This is a genomic window from Pseudomonas sp. HD6515, from assembly GCF_024971855.1.
GTDB lineage: Bacteria > Pseudomonadota > Gammaproteobacteria > Pseudomonadales > Pseudomonadaceae > Aquipseudomonas > Aquipseudomonas alloputida.
In genome coordinates this window covers 5,819,482-5,836,373 of the sequence record NZ_CP079827.1, presented here as the reverse complement: position 1 = coordinate 5,836,373, position 16,892 = coordinate 5,819,482, and the positions used below count along the sequence as shown (strand labels likewise).

The window sequence follows — 16,892 nt, the reverse complement described above, 5'->3', positions numbered from 1 at the left end:
CTCCTGTGCCGGGCCCTTTGCGCTAGTGTGCCAGCCACAGGCGCGGCTGGCTATTGGCGCACGATCAGGTAAAGGCCCGCAGCCAGCATCAACCAGGCTGGCCAGGCGGCCGGGGCGGCCAGGCTGGCGGTTTCGGCAGCGCCTGCAGCCAAAACTGCGCCACCGCCAAGCAGGCCGGCGCCCAGCAGGCGCAGCGCCCAGCGGTCGCCCTGGCGGCGCCGTTCCGGCAGTTGTGGATCGTGCAGGTGAGGCTGCGACAGGCGCTCGAGCAGGTCGCGGGTCATGCCGGCCAGGTGCGGCAGTTGCTCTACCTGGCTGTGCAGGTTGCCGAACACGGCCTTGGGGCTATAGCGGTCGCGCATCCAGCGTTCGAGGTACGGCTTGGCGGTGCTCCACAGGTCCAGGTCGGGGTACAGCTGTCGGCCCAGGCCTTCGATGTTGAGCAGGGTTTTCTGCAGCAATACCAACTGTGGCTGCACTTCCATGTTGAAGCGCCGTGCGGTCTGGAACAGGCGCATCAGCACCTGGCCAAAGGAAATATCTTTTAACGGTTTTTCAAAGATCGGCTCGCACACGGTGCGAATCGCTGCTTCGAACTCGTTGACCTTGGTGTTTGCCGGCACCCAACCCGAGTCGATGTGCAACTGGGCGACGCGGCGGTAGTCACGCTTGAAGAAGGCAAACAGGTTGCGCGCCAGATAGTCCTGGTCCTCGGCGGTGAGGCTGCCGACGATGCCGCAGTCGATGGCAATGTACTGTGGGCTCCACGGTTTGACCGTGCTGACGAAGATGTTGCCAGGGTGCATGTCGGCATGGAAGAAGCTGTCGCGGAACACCTGGGTGAAGAACACTTCCACGCCGCGCTCGGCCAGCAGCTTCATGTCGGTGCGCTGGTCGGCCAAGGTGGCCATGTCGGTCACCGGTACGCCGTAGATGCGCTCCATCACCAGCACCTTGGGGCGGCACAGGTCCCAGTACACCTGGGGTACGTACATCAGCTCGGAGTCTTCGAAGTTGCGCCGCAGCTGGCTGGCGTTGGCAGCCTCGCGCAGCAGGTCGAGCTCGTCGTAGATGGTTTTTTCGTAGTCGCCGACGATTTCCACCGGGTGCAGGCGACGGGCATCCGCCGAGGCGCGTTCGGCGGCCTTGGCGATCAGGAACAGCCAGGCCAGGTCCTGGGCGATGACCGGCTTCAGGCCCGGGCGCACCACCTTGACCACCACCTCTTCGCCGGTTTTCAGGCGTGCGGCGTGCACCTGGGCCACCGAGGCCGAGGCCAGAGGCTCGACGTCGAAACGGCTGAACACCTCGCCGACCTTTGCACCGAGCTGTTCCTCGATCAAGGCCACGGCTTTTTTCGGGTCGAACGGTGGCACACGGTCCTGCAACAGCATCAGCTCGTCGGCGATGTCGGGGGGCAGCAGGTCGCGGCGGGTGGACAGCAGCTGGCCAAACTTGATGAAGATCGGCCCCAGGTCCTGCAGTGCCAGGCGCAGGCGCGCGCCACGGCTGAGTTCGGTGGGCTTGCGTGGCAGCCAGCGCCACGGCATCAACAGGCGCAGGCTGGCCAGCCACCAGGGCAGCAAGGGCTGGTCGAACAGCAGGTCATCGAGGCGGTAGCGGATCACCACACGCTGGATGCGAAAAAGACGTCGGACGGCGAGCAGCTTCATGCGTTATCGCTGGTATCAAGGGATCGGGAGAGGCGCTTGAGGCGCGCTTCGAGGCGTTCTGTATCAAGCTTCAAGGCATCGAGCTCGCTGAAGGCGGCTTCGGCTTCGCGCTTGCCGACCAGGGTACGGGATTCTTCGGCCAGGTATTCGGACAGGTTCTGGCTGAACCGTGCCAGGCCTTGGCGAGTCCAGCGAGCGCGCAGGCGGATATGGCCGGCCAGCATTGCCGTGGCGACCGGGCCAAGCCAGCGTTGCAGCTCGTGCTCCCAGTCCAGCTCCAGGTCCTGCAGCACACCGAACAGGTCGAGCAGTACGGCGCTGTCGCCGTGCAGCTCGACCTGCGGGCTGTGCAGCACAGCGGTCTTGTCCTTGACCAAGGCCAGTTGCGCCAGGCTACCGGCGGGCGCGCACAGGCGGCAATCGACCTCGCCCTCCCAATGGGCGGCGAGCATCAGGCCTTCTTCATCGGGCAGGATGAACACCTGCAGGGCCGGTTGGCGGCAGTCGATCTCGATGACTTTGCCTTCCAGCGCGGCCAGCCGCGGCAGGGCCGTGCTGTCCAGGCGCAGGACGCGGTTCAGGCCATGTTCGACGCTGGCGAGCAGCCCGGCCAGCAACATCAGGGCTTGATTCCCCGGTGCACGGCAACGATGCCGCTGGTCATGTTGTGGTAGGTGACGCGGTCGAAACCAGCCTCGACCATCATGCTCTTCAGGGTTTCCTGGTCAGGGTGCATGCGGATCGACTCGGCGAGGTAACGGTAGCTCTCGGCGTCATTGGTGATCAGCTTGCCAGCCAGCGGCATGAAGGCGAACGAGTAGGCGTCGTAGGCCTTGGACATCAGCTTGTTGGTCGGCTTGGAGAACTCCAGGATCAGCAGGCGGCCACCGGGCTTGAGCACGCGCAGCATCGAACGGATGGCGGCGTCCTTGTGGGTGACGTTGCGCAGGCCGAAAGCAATGGTCACGCAGTCGAAGTGGTTGTCCGGGAACGGCAGCTTTTCAGCGTCGGCCTGGACGAACTCGATGTTGCCGGCCACGCCACGGTCAAGCAGGCGGTCACGGCCAACCTTGAGCATCGAATCGTTGATGTCGGCCAGCACCACTTGCCCGGTCGGCCCGACAAGACGCGAGAACTTGGCCGCCAGATCACCGGTACCGCCGGCGATGTCCAGCACGCGGTTACCGCTGCGCACGCCCGACAGCTCGATGGTAAAGCGCTTCCACAGGCGGTGCATGCCGCCGGAAAGCACGTCGTTCATCAGGTCGTACTTGGCTGCTACCGAGTGGAACACTTCGGCGACTTTCTTCGCCTTCTGGCTTTCAGGCACGTCCTGGTAGCCGAAATGGGTGGTGGGTTCGGCGTGGTCGCCTTTGCGCTGGTCGTTCATATCGCTTCACCGGAAAAAATTACCGCCATTCTAGGGCGAACGGGCGGATTTGTCTTGGCGGGGTGTGCCAGTGGGCAGGGGCGGGCATAATGCTCATTATGTCTACATCTTCAGGAACGCCCGCATGACCCAGATCAGCGTCGAACGCAAACACTCCCTCGGCCGTGATGCCGCCCGCGCCAAGGCCGAAGCGCTGGTCGACAAGCTCAGCCGCGAGTACGACCTCAAGGCCACCTGGAACGGTGACCGCGTGGACGTTGCGCGCAGTGGCGCCAATGGCAGTGTGCACATTGGCGACGACAGCATCCGCGTCGAATTGAAGCTGGGCATGATGCTGTCGATGATGAGCGGCACCATCAAAGGCGAGATCGAGCGGGCGCTGGACAAGGCCCTGGCCTGAGCCGGCGCCGCTGTCTGGCTACTGCGGCGCGTCCGCCGGGAAAGGAATGATGCCAATCACCTGCTCCAGGCGCAGATCGCCGCGGTAAATCGCGATGCGCTCGCGTGCGTCTGCGGCCTGCTCGAGCATGGCCTTGCGGCCTCTTACACCTGCATCCCAGAACTTGAGGTGGCCCTTGACGAAGTCGTGGGCGCTCGCGTCCAGGTTGGGATAATGAAAGTGCGCCTCCCACAGTACCCTGCGAGGCGCTTGCACATCGCGCACCTCGTAGACATCGAGGTAATCATGGGCGTGACGTAGCTGGCGGCGAATCACGGTCTGCCTGATCCGTATCCGATCCTGCTCGGCCAGGAAGCGCAGCGCCTTGCCGTCGGGATGGCGGGTGTTCAGATAGGCGTCGGTGAGTAGCCGAAGCCTTTCGTGGTGGACGCGGTCTACCGCTGCACGCAGGAGGTCGATCAGGCCGTTATCCAGTGGGTTGTTCAGCTCGCTCAGCTGCTGTTGCACTTCGCGCATGTCACCGGCCGGCCATTCCAGAAAATCGCTCAGGCTGTTGGGCTCATCGGCATAGTGAGCGGCGAACGCGATTTTCCCATCCACCTCTGCCAGCAGGCGGTTTGCTCGTTGGCGCACCTGGGCCCGGTCACGTTGGGCGGGCCGTGCTTGCTCAGCCACGGCATGCCACACCCCGTCGCGTTGCGCGAAACTGCCTGCCGGCTCATGGTTGAACGCATTACGCTGAATTGCCCGGTTACCCACCTGGTCGATTTCCACCAGCAGCGGTCGACCTCGGTCAATACGGATGACGCGCCGCCTGATGGTCGCGGGGCGATGGCCGGGGGAAGGCGGAGGTGGGCTGATGCCGCTGTCGACGTTGGCCAAGATCGCGCTCAGTTGCTGCTCCGTGACCTGGGTCATCGTTGACACTTCGCGTATGTATTCGTCCAGCACGTCAGTGACCAGTGCAGGCGAGTCCAGTGTCTTCATGTACTGGGCGCGGTCCAGCACGGTACGGTATTTCTGAAGGATATCGTCAAGCAGTTCGGCCTTGACCTGGGGTGACTCTTCGGTAGCTGCCAGCCCGTCGTGGCTCCATACCGTGCGGCTCAACTCGAGGTTGCTGAGCGGCGCACGCATTGCAAGCAGGTGCTCGGCCATGTCCGCAGAAAGCCGCGTCTTGTCGACGACGAGGTAAGCCAGGTCACTGAGCAGTTGTGCCCGAATCACCAGTGTCGAATAGGTCCTGCTCCGATTGGTCTGGGCGAGCTTCGTGGCTTTATTGGCAAAGTCGATCTTGGGGTCATCGAGGGCCTCCGCCAGCGTCCGGTCCAGTCGCTGGCTGGCGGCAAGCAGGCGGCGGCTGGCCTGGCAGGAATCGTGTATCCGTTCGCGATAATCGAGGTACTGCTGAATATCTTCGGCAGTTTCGGGAAAGCGGCGCAGCATTGCGGCCTGTGCGCTCAATGCCTGGTGGTCGACCTGCTCTAGCAAGCGGCGGCACAGCAGCATGTCGTTTTCGATGGCAGCACCGTACCAATTACCATATTGACGTCGGCTCTGGGGGCGATTGTCGCATTTGCTGAACCGTGGTTCGGCCATTTCCTTGAACACTTCGATGTTCCCATGCAACAGCGTGCTCTGTCGCTCCAGGTAGAGCGCGGACGCCCTGATTTCAGGCAATTGGCGTAAGCGTTGGGCTTTCAGTGCCTGCTTTTGAAGCTGCAATGCTGGCGGCAGTGACGTGCGCTCCTGGTCAGGCAATACATCGATAGCCCGGCTGTACTGCAGCGCGAGTTCGTCATAAGCCTCCAGTTGCACTCTGCTGCGCTCCATGAGTAGCCCCACCTGATTCAGCGCGTGTTGATTCGCCGTGGCGGTTGCGCTCAACGTATCGAACCGCTGGCGGTTTTCGGCGTTGATGGATTGCCTGTTCCTTGGCATGCCGCCATAGAGGTTCAGGTTCAAAGACCATTGGCCATGCCAGCGCGTAAGCCATGGTCCTTTTTGCCGTTCACGACCAACGATGTGGTAACCGTCCGGGGCGCCATTCCATTGGGACACCCACTCGCTGCTGCTCGGCTCGGGGCCGATGATCTGCATGCCGTTCCACGTCTCGATGACCTCATAGGTGCCATCGCCCAGCTTGGCGTAGTAACGACCGGCAATATTGTACAACCCACGCAAACGGCCCCTTGTCAGTGGCGTGTGCCCTTCGAGTGGCTGCGAGGCTTGCAGTTGGGCCAGTGACTGGCGCTCCTGTACCGACAGGTTGCTCAGGCGCTGCCCGTCATGCCAGCCATCTACACGCACGAGCGTGGGCTGCGGCGCCTCGACGGGGGGCTGCCAGGGTTTCTCCTGTGGCTGCTCGAGCGCTGGGGGCGGGGTCTCTTCCTTCGGCGCAGGGCCTGAAAAACGTAGCCTGGCGGGCTCTTCGCTGTTGGCAGGTGGCGTTGCGGGGCGGTGGGCAAGGAGCAAGGCCAGGTTGGTGACCAGGTCTATGGCTGCGACGATCTTGTCGTCACCGCTGCGCTTGATCAGCGCCTCGACGTCTTCCTTGGCTGCCGACAGCGCCACCACCAGCCACACCAGGGTGGTCATCGGGCCATGCCAAAGTTGGGTGACGGTATTGAAGATCGCCCACGCAGCCTCCTTCACCAAAGCCCGCACTTCCTGGGCATTGGAGACGCTGTTGCTGGCTGAGGCCAATAACATGGTCTCGATACGCGCGTTGAACAGGTGGGTGTCCAGATCATCCGTCCAGGCCTGGAACGAGGCCTGGACCGGGCGTCTGAGGCGTTGCAAAAGGCGGTCCAGCAGCTCGACCGGCACATTGAGCAGGTGCGTCAGCTTGGTCATGTTCGGGTGCAGGTGCGGGTGCTTGAACCCGTCGTTCTGGTAAGTCGGACGCGCGTCATCCTCGAGCCAGGCCAGTACGCTCTCTTGCAGTTCGCCCCTGCTGCGGATTGCGTCCATCAGCAATTCGAGGTTCGGAAATTCCTGCAGCGCCCTGTCAGCATAGAATGGGCGGTACAAGACCCAGCTGCCGCTTGCCGGTATTTCGATGATGAACATCCCGTGCGCCACATCGCTTGCCGAAGCGCCAGGCGCGCAAAGGAACGCCAGGGGGGCGATGCGCAGAAGGTCCACGCCATTGTCCATGCCCTGGCAGAACCTGAGCATTGCCTGGCTTGCCGCTTCGCCAAGCTGTCGCTCGATCTTGGCCTTCAGCGTGCTGAACCGAAGGGCGTAACGCCATTCCCTGGCATGCTGGCGGATTCGCTCGGCCCTGCGCGGCTGGGTGTTGACTTGGTCCTTCAGGTAGAAGGGGTAGTGACCGCCGATGTCGACCTGATGAATCAGGCCCCTGATCTGGTCGATGCTCAGCCAGTCGGTCACAGGCGAGCCGTCCTCGAAGTTCATCCCGCTCATCACCTCGCCAGCCTCCAGCCGCAGGCGTGAAATCGCCAGGTCGGTCAGGGAAACCGAGTACAAGAACAGTGACTGCCCTTGTGTAGCGGCGCCGATGATGGCCTGGGAAATGCGGATGTGCACCTTGTTCGGGTCGTGTACCGCCTTGTCTGGGTAGCTGGTCTGCAGGGTCTCACGCAAGCGGCGAGCGGCGTAATCACGGATATCCTCGACATCGCCCAGCGATGTGCGGCCCTTCGACCGGCCTTGGTTCGCCGCCAGATCGAGCAGTGCAGTGTGATAGGCATAGCGGTCCTCAGCGCTGGCATTGAGCAGCCATCGCGGCGGACTGACGGCGGGTGCAGTTCGTTCCTGCGAAGGCAGGTCGAAGAAGTAAGCTGACGGGTCGCTCACCTGGCGCAGTTGTCGCTCCATTTCGTCGACGGTTGCCAGGCCGCCAATACGCAGGCGGCCGATGTCGTCCAGGATATCGTTCAGCAGTTGCCTGACCTGGAAGGCGAAAGGGCGTCCGATTACTGGCGTGTGTGCCCAGGACAACGTTTCGAAGCGATAGCGTTGCGCTAGCTGCCGTTGCAGCGCCGTGGCAAAGCTGGGCAGGTCGACATGGCGGCGCACCGAACCGCAGGGCTTGCATTGCAGAACCAGGCTGCGGGTGCCGCTTGTGGTGATGAGCAACAGATCCGGTAGGGTAACGGTGTGTGCCCCGCCATCCGTTCCGAGCGTGACTTGTATCGCCTCGACAGTCAGGCTGTCGTGTACCCCGTCGAGCAGGGCGTACATTGCAGCTTTTGCATCATCTTCAAGGCCTTGACGAGGGAGGTTCTCGAGCAAGGCAGCCTTGATGGTGTGCTCCAGCCAGAGCATGCGCGAGACTTGGCTGTCTTCGTCGAGCCCGTTCCAGAAGCCGATCTGGGCTTGCTGGAAGGCGGGTATCAACGCGCCAAGCACTGTATCGAAGTCATCGTTGAGCTTTGTCAGGTCCGGCATGATTTCGGGCTGGCGAAGGTTGTCCTGGTCTTGCTCCTGAATTTGAAACACATGGGGAGGGCTGATGCTCAGCCTGTCTGCGGCGCCCAGTTGCACACGTTCCTTGGCCAGAAAATGCCTCAGAAGCTCGTCCACCAGCCCGCTCTGACGTGAGAGGTCATCGGTGCTGGCCGGTGCATGCAGGATGACGAAAGGATCGAGCGATGTGATGTGAGGGTGGTTACGGTGCACCCATGGATACCGGTCGCTGAAAATCTGGAATGCTTCTTTTGATAAAACGTCCCGCAGGCTGGGTCGTTTGGAGAAACAGGCTGCCACGCGTTGCTTGAACGTCAGCCTGGGTGGGATTGCTGCAGCAGTCATAGCGTCGATGTCCGTGAGGTGAAGCCTGCGACGCTAGCGCTATGGTCAAAGGGGCTTGCGGTATATAGATGTGACAACGAAGACCTTAGGGTGAGGTTTCTAATTTTCTTCCCTACCTTATGCTCAAGCCCAGCCTCCATGGGCGGTTTTCCACCACTCATGAGCATGAGGTACACAGCATGGCCAAAGTGATTGTGAAGAAAAAAGACGAAGCCCTGGGCACGCTTGGCGAGGTGCGCGGCTATGCGCGCAAGATCTGGCTGGCCGGTATCGGCGCCTACGCCCGCGTCGGTCAGGAAGGCTCTGACTACTTCAAAGAGCTGGTCAGGGCGGGTGAAGGTGTCGAGACGCGCGGCAAGAAGCGCATCGACAAAGAGCTCGATGCCGCCAACCACCAGCTTGACGAAGTCGGTGAAGAAGTGAACCGCGTACGCGGCAAGGTAGAAATTCAACTCGACAAGATCGAAAAAGCTTTCGACGCACGGGTCGGTCGCGCCTTGAATCGCCTGGGTATTCCGTCTAAACATGACGTTGAGGCGTTGTCGATCAAGCTTGAACAGTTGCATGAGCTGCTTGAGCGCGTCGCGCACAAACCATAAGGAGAGCAGGATGGCTGGCAAGAAGAACACCGAAAAAGAAAGCAGCTCCTGGGTCGGCGGGATCGAGAAATACTCCCGCAAGATCTGGCTGGCGGGGCTGGGTATCTATTCGAAGATCGACCAGGACGGCCCGAAGCTGTTCGACTCGCTGGTGAAGGATGGCGAGAAGGCCGAGAAGCAGGCGAAAAAGACGGCTGAAGATGTTGCCGAGACTGCCAAGTCCTCGACCACTTCGCGAGTGTCGGGCGTGAAGGACCGTGCGCTGGGCAAGTGGAGCGAACTTGAAGAAGCCTTCGACAAGCGCCTTAACAGTGCCATCTCGCGCCTTGGTGTACCGAGCCGCAACGAGATCAAGGCACTGCACCAGCAGGTGGACAGCCTGACCAAGCAGATCGAGAAGCTGACCGGTGCTTCGGTTACGCCGATTTCGTCGCGCACTGCAGCAACCAAGCCGGCTGCGAGCAAGGCTGCGGCCAAGCCACTGGCCAAGGCAGCGGCAGCCAAACCTGCGGCGAAAACGGCGGCGGCCAAACCTGCTGCTAAAACCGCAGCGGCAAAACCCGCAGCCAAAACCGCAGCGGAAAAACCTGCAGCCAAGCCTGCAGCAGCCAAGCCTGCGGCGAAGCCGGCAGCGGCCAAGAAACCTGCGGTGAAGAAGGCGCCGGCCAAACCGGCAGCCGCCAAGCCGGCGGCCCCAGCGGCCAGCGCTGCGCCTGCTGCGACCACTGCACCGGCACCTGCCGCTACCCCGGCCAGCAGCACGCCATCGGCACCTACCGGCACCGGTACCCTGATCTGATACCGCGTCGCCTTCTTCGCGGGTAAACCCACTCCCACAAGATGCGCCAAACCTTGTAGGAGCGGGTTTACCCGCGAATGCGTCGGCTGCAACACAACATCTCCAGCAGGCCTACCCCTCCAGGTACTTCACTGCCAGCTGCTCCGCCGCCGCCCGGGCCTGGGCCTGCAGATGCGGCGCCACCAGCATCATCACCTGGTACACCACGATCCCCACATCCCCCTCGCGCCCCAGCACACGCTGGTAATCCAGCGAGAACATCAGCGTCAGTGTGATCTGCTCAACCAGTTGCCCCAGCGCCTGGGTATCGCTCTCTACCAGCCCTTGGCTCTTCAGGCTGGCCAACAGCGCCGCCAGCGTGCGTTTGACTGCAGTGATCAGGCTGCGCATGCCTCGGGCGAGCTTGGGCAGGCGCCCGGTCAGGTTGGACAGGTCCTGGAACAGGAAGCGGTACTGAGCCATGCGCTCGACGATCAAGTGCAGAAACAGCCAGTAGTCCTCTGCGTCCAGGCGCACCTCCAGCGGCGGGTCCAGCAACGGCATCAACGCTTCTTCAAAACGCTCGAACAAGCCCAGTACCAAGGGCTCCTTGCCATGGAAGTGGTAGTACAGGTTGCCTGGGCTGATGCCGAGTTCGTTGGCAATTTCCAGGGTGGATACGTTGGGTTCGCCCTGCTGGTTGAACAACTGCAGGGCGCATTCAAGGATACGGTCGCGGGTTTTCATCCAGTCAGCAGCTCATCGGGTCAGGACGTAGGTGCCTGGCGCGGGGCCTAGCGGTGGGTAAGTGGCGTTGCCCAGTTCAGTGCGCGGTGCCTTGAGCAGGCCGGAGCGCGCGGTGATCCACTCCAGCCACAACGGCCACCAGCTGCCTTCGCTGCGCTTGGCGTCGTGGAACCAGGCGCGTGGGTCGCTGCTCAGCTTGGGGTTGGCCAGGTAGTAGGCCTTGGGGTTGCCTGGCGGGTTGATGATGCTCTGGATATGCCCGCTGTTGGCCAGCACGAAGCGCCGCTCGCCACCCAGCAGCAAGGCCGAGCGGTACACCGCGTCCCATGGCGTGATGTGGTCGTTGCTGCCGGCCACGGTAAAGCTGTCGATATTGACCTGCTGCAGGTCAATCGGTGTACCGCACACCTCCAGCCCGGACGCGTAGGTCAAGGGGTTGAGCTTGAAAAACTCCAGCAGGTCGCCATGCAGCGCGGCGGGCAGGCGCGTGCTGTCGGCATTCCAGTACAGGATGTCGAACGCCGGCGGCGTCTTGCCGAGCAGGTAGTTGTTGACCCAGTAGTTCCAGATCAGGTCGTTGGGCCGCATCCAGGCGAAGATCCGCGCCACTTCGCCACCGTCCAGCACGCCGCGCTGATAAGAGCGGCGCTTGGCCGCCTCGATGGTCTGCTCATCGGCGAACAGGCTGGCCGGGCTTTCGAACTTGCTGTCCAGCAAGCTGACCAGGTAGGTGGCACTGCGTACCCGGCGCAATTGCTGCTTGGCTTGCAGGTGGCCTTGCAGTGCAGCCATGGTCAGGCCACCGGCACAGGCGCCCATCAGGTTGGGGTCGCGGTTGCCGCTGATACTGCGGCAGGCATTGAGCGCTTCCTCCAGGGCTTGCACGTAGCTGGAAAGGCCCCATTCACGGTGGCGTGGGTCGGGGTTGCGCCAGCTGACCATGAACACCTGCAAGCCGCTTTTGAGCATGTACTGGACAAAGCTGTTGGTAGCGCTGAGGTCGAAGATGTAGAACTTGTTGATCTGAGGCGGCACGACCAGCAGTGGGCGTGCGTGCTGCTTTTCGCTCATCGGCGAGTACTGGATCAGCTCCAGCAGCTCGTTGCGAAATACCACTGCGCCAGGGGTCGCCGCCAGGTTGGCGCCTACTTCGAAGGCGCGCTCGTCCACCTGACGCGGCAGCCCATCGTTGTGACGCAGGTCGTCGAGCAGGTGGGCCACGCCGCGCACCAGGCTCTGGCCGCCGGTGTTGAACAGCTCTTTGACCGCCAGCGGATTGAGCAGTGAGTTGCTGGGCGCCAGCGCATCGTTGATCAGGTTGAACAGGAAGTGGGCGCGGGCTCGATCATCGTCGTTCAAGTGGCTTTCATCGATCCACTGGCGTGTCTGCTTCTGCCAGGCCAGGTAGGCCTGCAGGCCGCGGCGGTAGAACGGGTTCTGGCTCCAGGTCGGGTCACTGAAGCGTGCGTCACGCGGGTTCGGCTGGTAGGGCGTGTCCCCCAGCATCACCCGCCCCAACTGCCCGCCAAGCGCCAGCAGATGATGCGCGGTATGCAGCGGGTGGCGCAGACCGTGGCGGCCGACGTTGCGCAGCGTGGAAAGCAGGTCGCGGCCGCGCAGGCCGAGGATGGCGTTCTGCACGTTCATGCGGGTGGCGGGGAGCGTTGTCGATCCTTTGGCCGGTTTGTCTTTCATGGCAACACTCCCTCGTCTGATCCATTTCCCCTGTCAGCCGCAGCTGTTTCACCCCCCCGAGGCCGGACGGGGATGCATGACCGCACGCTGACGTTCTTGCTGCAGGAACTTCATGATGATCGGGGCGACGGCTTCGGCACGGGTGATCAGGAACAGATGGCCGTCGTCGATAATGTGTAGCTGGGCATTGGGAATCCGCCAGGCCAGCAGGCGCATGTTGATCAGCGGGATCAGCGGGTCGTCGTCACCGGCCAGTACCAGGGTGGGCTGCTGGATCTTGTGCAGCCAGTGGATGCTGGTCCAGCCCAGCCCGGCGAACAGCTGCCAGTAGTAGCCCAGCTTGCCGCCGGAGCGCACTTTGGCAGCATGGTGCATGGCCAGGTCGGGGTCACGTCGGAAGCCGCCGCCATAGATCATCGGTGCAATGCGGATGACATGCGACGGCTGCACGTAACGCCGGGGGCTGGCCATCATCCACAGCACCTTGGGCTTGCCTGGCACCATTACCGCACCGGCAGCGGTGGCGGCCAGCACCAGTTTCTTGCAGCGCTCGGGGTAATCGTGAGCAAACTGCTGGGCCAGGGCGCCGCCCCAGGACACGCCGATGACGTTGACCTGGCCGTAGTCGAGGTAGTCGAGCATGCGTGCGGTCAGCTTGGCCAGCCCAGGGAAGCGATACGGGTGGCGTGGTGTGGACGAGCCGCCGACCCCAGGCACATCGAAGGCGATGACTTCCAGGTCCGGGTCAAGTGCATCGATGAACGGGAACACCAGCTCGAGGTTGGCGCCGATGCCGTTGAAGATCAGCAACGGCGTCAGGTGCGGTTTGCCGGGGCGAACAGCGGTGCGGATGGACTGGTGGTCCAGCTCGACGGTCCTGAAAATGTAGGGTTGCGGCATGCACGTGACTCTTGGGTGAAGTAAACACCGTGGCGCCCCGCAGGCCGCCACGGCGCTGTAACTCAACGCTCGTGAACGTAGGTGCCTGGGGAGGCTTCGCCGGCCGCGTAGGCACGGTTGCCCAGGCGGGTCGGTGCCTTTTTCAGCGCACCGGCACGCTCGCCCAGCCAACTTTGCCAGTGCAACCACCAGGAGTCTGCATGCTTGGTGGCGTTTTCCTGCCAGGCCACCGGGTCCCCCGGGCGGTCGGCACCGGTCATGAAACGTGCCTTCGGGTTGCCCGGCGGGTTGAGGATGCTCTGGATATGCCCGCTGTTGGACAGTACGAATTCGATCTTGCCACCGAACAGATGTGCCGAGCGGTAGCATGACGGCCATGGGGTGATGTGGTCGTTGGTGCCGGCGAGGCTGTAGATGTCGCATTTGACCTGTTTCAGGTCGATCGCGGTGCCGCACACTTCCAGGGCATCGGGGCGGGTCAGCGGGTTGCTTTTGAACATTTCGATCAGGTCGCCGTGGAAGGCGGCCGGCAGGCGCGTGGTGTCGTTGTTCCAGAACAGGATGTCGAACACGGGGGGCTCATTGCCCAGCAGGTAGTTGTTAACCCAGTAATTCCAGATCAGGTCGTTGGGGCGCATCCAGGCGAACACCTTGGCCATTTCGCTGCCTTCCAGCACGCCCGCCTGATAAGAGTGGCGCTTGGCGGCCTCCAAGGTCTGCTCGTCGACAAACAATGCAACCTGGTTGTCCATGGTGGTGTCCAGCACGCTGACCAGCAGGGTCAGGGCGTTGACCTTGTTCTCGCCAATGGCGGCATAGTGGCCCACCAGTGCGGTACAGGTGATGCCGCCGGAGCAGGCGCCGAGCATGTTCAAGTCCTTGCTGCCGGTAATCGCCAGCACCGCGTCGACGGCTTCTTTCAGCGCATCGATGTAGGTGGACAGGCCCCACTCGCGCTGGGCCTTGGTCGGGTTGCGCCAGCTGATGATGAAGGTCTGCTGCTGCGAGCGCAGGCAGAAGCGCGCCAGGCTCTTTTCCGGGCTGAGGTCGAACACGTAGAACTTGTTGATCTGCGGCGGCACCACCAGCAGCGGGCGGGCATGCACCTGTTCGGTGATGGGGCTGTACTGGATCAGTTCCAGCACATCGTTGCGGTACACCACCGCGCCTTCACTGGTGCCCAGGTTCTTGCCCACTTCGAAGGCATCCATGTTCACCTGGCTGGGCATGCCGCCGTTATTGACCATGTCCTTGGCCAGGTTGGACAGGCCATCGAGCAGGCTCTTGCCGCCGGTTTCGAAGAAGCGTTTGACCGCAGCCGGGTTGGACAGGGTATTGGTCGGCGCCATGGCCTCGGTCATCAGGTTGATGACGAACTGGCCGCGGCTGATGTCCTGGGGGGACAGGTCGCTGCTGCTCACCCAGTCCTGCAGCTCCTTGCGCCAGGCCAGGTAGGTTTGCAGGTAGCGGCGGTACAGCGGGTTGTTGCTCCAGGCCGGGTCATTGAAGCGACGGTCGTCGTTGTCCGGGGCCAGGCTGGATTTGCCCAGCAACACGTTCTTCAGCTCCAGGCCAAAGTGAGCCACATGCTTGGCGCTGTGCAGCGGTTGGCGCACGGCCTGGCGCAGCACGGTGCGTGCCGAGCTCAACAGGTCCTTGCGGCGGATGCCGATGACCGGGTTCAGCCCCAGGGTGTTTTCCGAGGCCTGCCGCTGCAGCTCATCGTTGTTCTTGTTACTCATCTACGACGCTCCGTTGTCCTGAGACGAGTACCGGTTGCTGTGGTGGGTGCACAGCCCTGAGCCCGGTACTGCTACTCGGGTGACCAGTGATAAGGAACAGCGGTGCTGCGTGGGTGCTGACGACCTGCAAAGTGATGCAGGGAACTTGCCACACCCATTGGTTACCCGACTTTCGTGTAATGCGCAAGACAGCCCTTCACTGGGCTGTCTGCAAGTCATTCAAACAGATGAATTTAGAAAATGCGCTCTAAACCCCTCAGGCCTTGCGCTAGAGCATGAGCTTGACCACAGATTCGGCTGGGTCGCGGGATTTGCCGGCCTTGTGCAACTCGTCGAGGTATTCCGCCCACAGTTGTTCCTGGCGCAGGCACAGTTGCTCAAGGTATTCCCAAGTGAACAAGCCGCTGTCATGGCCGTCGTCGAAGGTCAGTTTCAGTGCATATTGGCCGGCAGGTTCCAGGCCACTGAGGCCGACGTTGATCTTGCCGAACTGCAGGATGGGGTTGCCGTGGCCCTGGACCTCGGCGGAGGGAGAGTGCACGCGCAGGAACTCGGCGGGCAGGTGGTAGACCTCGCCGGGCGCGTAGGTGAGGCTGAGGGTTTTGGAGGCTTTGTGCAGGTTGATGGCGGTAGGCAGGCGGGCCATGGGCAGAATCTCTCGGGAGCTGATGAAGCACAGCTTCCAGCTTATGGGGGAGGGATTCAAGGGCCTCTTCGCGGGCAAGCCCGCCCCTGCACGGATCACCACAGGCCCAAGGGATGGGGTGACATGTGCAGGAGCGGGCTTGCCCGCGAAACTGTCGAAACCGGTCTTACAGGATGTAACGCGACAGGTCTTCGTTCTGTGCCAGCTCACCCAGGTGGCTGTTCACATACGCCGCGTCAATCTGGATCGGCGCTTCGTCATGGGTGCTGGCCAGGTCGCCCGCACTGAACGACACTTCTTCGAGCAAGCGCTCGAGCAGGGTGTGCAGGCGGCGGGCACCGATGTTTTCGGTCTTCTCGTTGACCTGGTAGGCAATCTCGGCCAGGCGCTTGATGCCGTCGGCGAGGAACTCGATGTTCAGGCCTTCGGTCTTCAGCAATGCCTGGTACTGCTCGGTCAGCGACGCGTGCGGCTCCTGCAGGATACGCTCGAAGTCTTCCGGGGTCAGTGCCTTCAGCTCGACACGAATCGGCAGGCGGCCTTGCAGCTCGGGCACCAGGTCGCTCGGCTTGCTCAGGTGGAATGCACCCGAGGCAATGAACAGAATGTGATCGGTCTTGACCATGCCCAGCTTGGTGTTGACGGTGCAGCCTTCGATCAGCGGCAGCAGGTCGCGCTGCACGCCTTCACGGGACACATCGGCGCCGCCAACGTTGCCGCGCTTGGCGACCTTGTCGATTTCGTCGATGAACACGATGCCGTGCTGTTCGACCGCTTCCAGGGCCTTGGCCTTGAGTTCTTCCTCGTTGACCAGGCGGCTCGCTTCTTCATCGCGAACCATCTTCAGCGCTTCTTTCACCTTCAGCTTGCGCGCTTTGCGCTTGCCCTTGCCCATGTTGGCAAACAGGCTCTGCAGCTGGTTGGTCATTTCTTCCATGCCGGGCGGCGCAGCAATTTCGACACCGACGGCATCGGCCACTTCAATCTCGATTTCCTTGTCGTCCAGCTGGCCTTCGCGCAGGCGCTTGCGGAACAGCTGGCGGGTGTTGGAGTCGCTGCTGGTCTGCGCGGCTTCTTCGCTGAAGCTGGTGACGCGTGCCTGGGGCAGCAGGGCGTCGAGGATGCGGTCTTCGGCGGCGTCTTCAGCGCGGTGGCGCACGCGGATGATTTCCTGCTCGCGCAGCATCTTCAGCGCGGCATCGGCCAGGTCACGGATGATCGATTCGACGTCGCGGCCCACGTAGCCCACTTCGGTGAACTTGGTGGCTTCGACCTTGAGGAACGGCGCGTTGGCCAGTTTGGCCAGCCGGCGGGCGATTTCGGTCTTGCCGACGCCGGTAGGGCCGATCATCAGGATGTTCTTGGGGGTGACTTCGGCACGCAGCTCGGCAGGGAGCTGCATGCGTCGCCAGCGGTTGCGCAGGGCAATGGCCACGGCGCGCTTGGCGTCGTCCTGGCCGATGATGTGGCGGTTGAGTTCGTGGACGATCTCGCGGGGGGTCATGGACATGATCAATACGGTCCTTGGGCAGGTGAGTCAGCG

Annotated in this window: 13 protein-coding genes; 3 read left to right on the top strand and 10 right to left on the bottom strand. The window is 62.4% G+C overall.

Annotated elements, in window-relative coordinates:
* Positions 1 to 50 precede the first annotated feature (50 nt).
* The 3 genes from ubiB to ubiE are packed head-to-tail and all read right to left on the bottom strand — an operon-like array spanning position 51 to position 3,063.
* Positions 51 to 1,673 carry a ubiquinone biosynthesis regulatory protein kinase UbiB gene (gene ubiB, locus KW568_RS26830; protein WP_004576731.1) on the bottom strand — a complete coding sequence of 541 codons (1,623 nt, stop codon included), beginning with the start codon at positions 1,671 to 1,673 and terminating at the stop codon, positions 51 to 53.
* Entirely contained in the window at positions 1,670 to 2,293 is a 624-nt protein-coding gene (locus tag KW568_RS26825; RefSeq protein ID WP_004576730.1) for an SCP2 domain-containing protein, read from the bottom strand. The genes ubiB and KW568_RS26825 overlap by 4 nt, the downstream gene beginning before the upstream one ends.
* Positions 2,293 to 3,063: a bifunctional demethylmenaquinone methyltransferase/2-methoxy-6-polyprenyl-1,4-benzoquinol methylase UbiE gene (gene ubiE, locus KW568_RS26820; RefSeq protein ID WP_004576729.1), complete on the bottom strand. Its 771-nt coding sequence runs from the start codon at positions 3,061 to 3,063 to the stop codon at positions 2,293 to 2,295. Before ubiE ends, KW568_RS26825 begins: the two co-directional genes overlap by 1 nt.
* A gap of 124 nt (positions 3,064 to 3,187) precedes the next feature.
* Here ubiE and KW568_RS26815 point away from each other — a divergent pair, with 124 nt between their 5' ends.
* Complete coding sequence (locus KW568_RS26815) at positions 3,188 to 3,463, top strand: polyhydroxyalkanoic acid system family protein (RefSeq protein ID WP_003249289.1); 276 nt, start codon at positions 3,188 to 3,190, stop codon at positions 3,461 to 3,463.
* A gap of 18 nt (positions 3,464 to 3,481) precedes the next feature.
* Here KW568_RS26815 and KW568_RS26810 read toward each other — a convergent pair whose 3' ends face one another.
* Entirely contained in the window at positions 3,482 to 8,110 is a 4,629-nt protein-coding gene (locus tag KW568_RS26810) for a DUF6543 domain-containing protein (RefSeq protein ID WP_004576728.1), read from the bottom strand.
* Positions 8,111 to 8,421: 311 nt separating this feature from the next.
* On the opposite strand from KW568_RS26810, the gene KW568_RS26805 reads away from it, so the two are divergent.
* Both KW568_RS26805 and KW568_RS26800 read left to right on the top strand, forming a co-directional pair.
* Positions 8,422 to 8,841, top strand: coding sequence for a phasin family protein (locus tag KW568_RS26805; RefSeq protein ID WP_003249293.1), 420 nt, complete (start codon positions 8,422 to 8,424; stop codon positions 8,839 to 8,841).
* A 10-nt stretch (positions 8,842 to 8,851) separates the two neighbouring features.
* On the top strand, positions 8,852 to 9,640 hold the full coding sequence (locus KW568_RS26800; protein WP_004576727.1) for a phasin family protein: 789 nt from the start codon (positions 8,852 to 8,854) through the stop codon (positions 9,638 to 9,640).
* 111 nt (positions 9,641 to 9,751) lie between these two features.
* Here the strand turns inward: KW568_RS26800 and KW568_RS26795 are convergent, their stop codons facing one another.
* From KW568_RS26795 to hslU, 6 genes are all read right to left on the bottom strand, one after another.
* Positions 9,752 to 10,366, bottom strand: a complete 615-nt coding sequence (locus tag KW568_RS26795) for a TetR/AcrR family transcriptional regulator (protein ID WP_003249297.1) — start codon at positions 10,364 to 10,366, stop codon at positions 9,752 to 9,754.
* 12 nt (positions 10,367 to 10,378) lie between these two features.
* Positions 10,379 to 12,061 (bottom strand): class II poly(R)-hydroxyalkanoic acid synthase, encoded by a 1,683-nt coding sequence (gene phaC / locus KW568_RS26790; RefSeq protein ID WP_004576726.1) that lies wholly within the window; start codon positions 12,059 to 12,061, stop codon positions 10,379 to 10,381.
* 48 nt (positions 12,062 to 12,109) lie between these two features.
* Positions 12,110 to 12,961 (bottom strand): poly(3-hydroxyalkanoate) depolymerase, encoded by an 852-nt coding sequence (gene phaZ, locus KW568_RS26785; protein ID WP_004576725.1) that lies wholly within the window; start codon positions 12,959 to 12,961, stop codon positions 12,110 to 12,112.
* A gap of 62 nt (positions 12,962 to 13,023) precedes the next feature.
* Positions 13,024 to 14,703, bottom strand: coding sequence for a class II poly(R)-hydroxyalkanoic acid synthase (gene phaC / locus KW568_RS26780; RefSeq protein ID WP_259537229.1), 1,680 nt, complete (start codon positions 14,701 to 14,703; stop codon positions 13,024 to 13,026).
* Positions 14,704 to 14,971: 268 nt separating this feature from the next.
* On the bottom strand, positions 14,972 to 15,349 hold the full coding sequence (locus KW568_RS26775; protein WP_003249306.1) for a gamma-butyrobetaine hydroxylase-like domain-containing protein: 378 nt from the start codon (positions 15,347 to 15,349) through the stop codon (positions 14,972 to 14,974).
* Positions 15,350 to 15,515: 166 nt separating this feature from the next.
* Entirely contained in the window at positions 15,516 to 16,859 is a 1,344-nt protein-coding gene (gene hslU / locus KW568_RS26770; RefSeq protein WP_003249308.1) for an ATP-dependent protease ATPase subunit HslU, read from the bottom strand.
* Positions 16,860 to 16,892 lie beyond the last annotated feature (33 nt).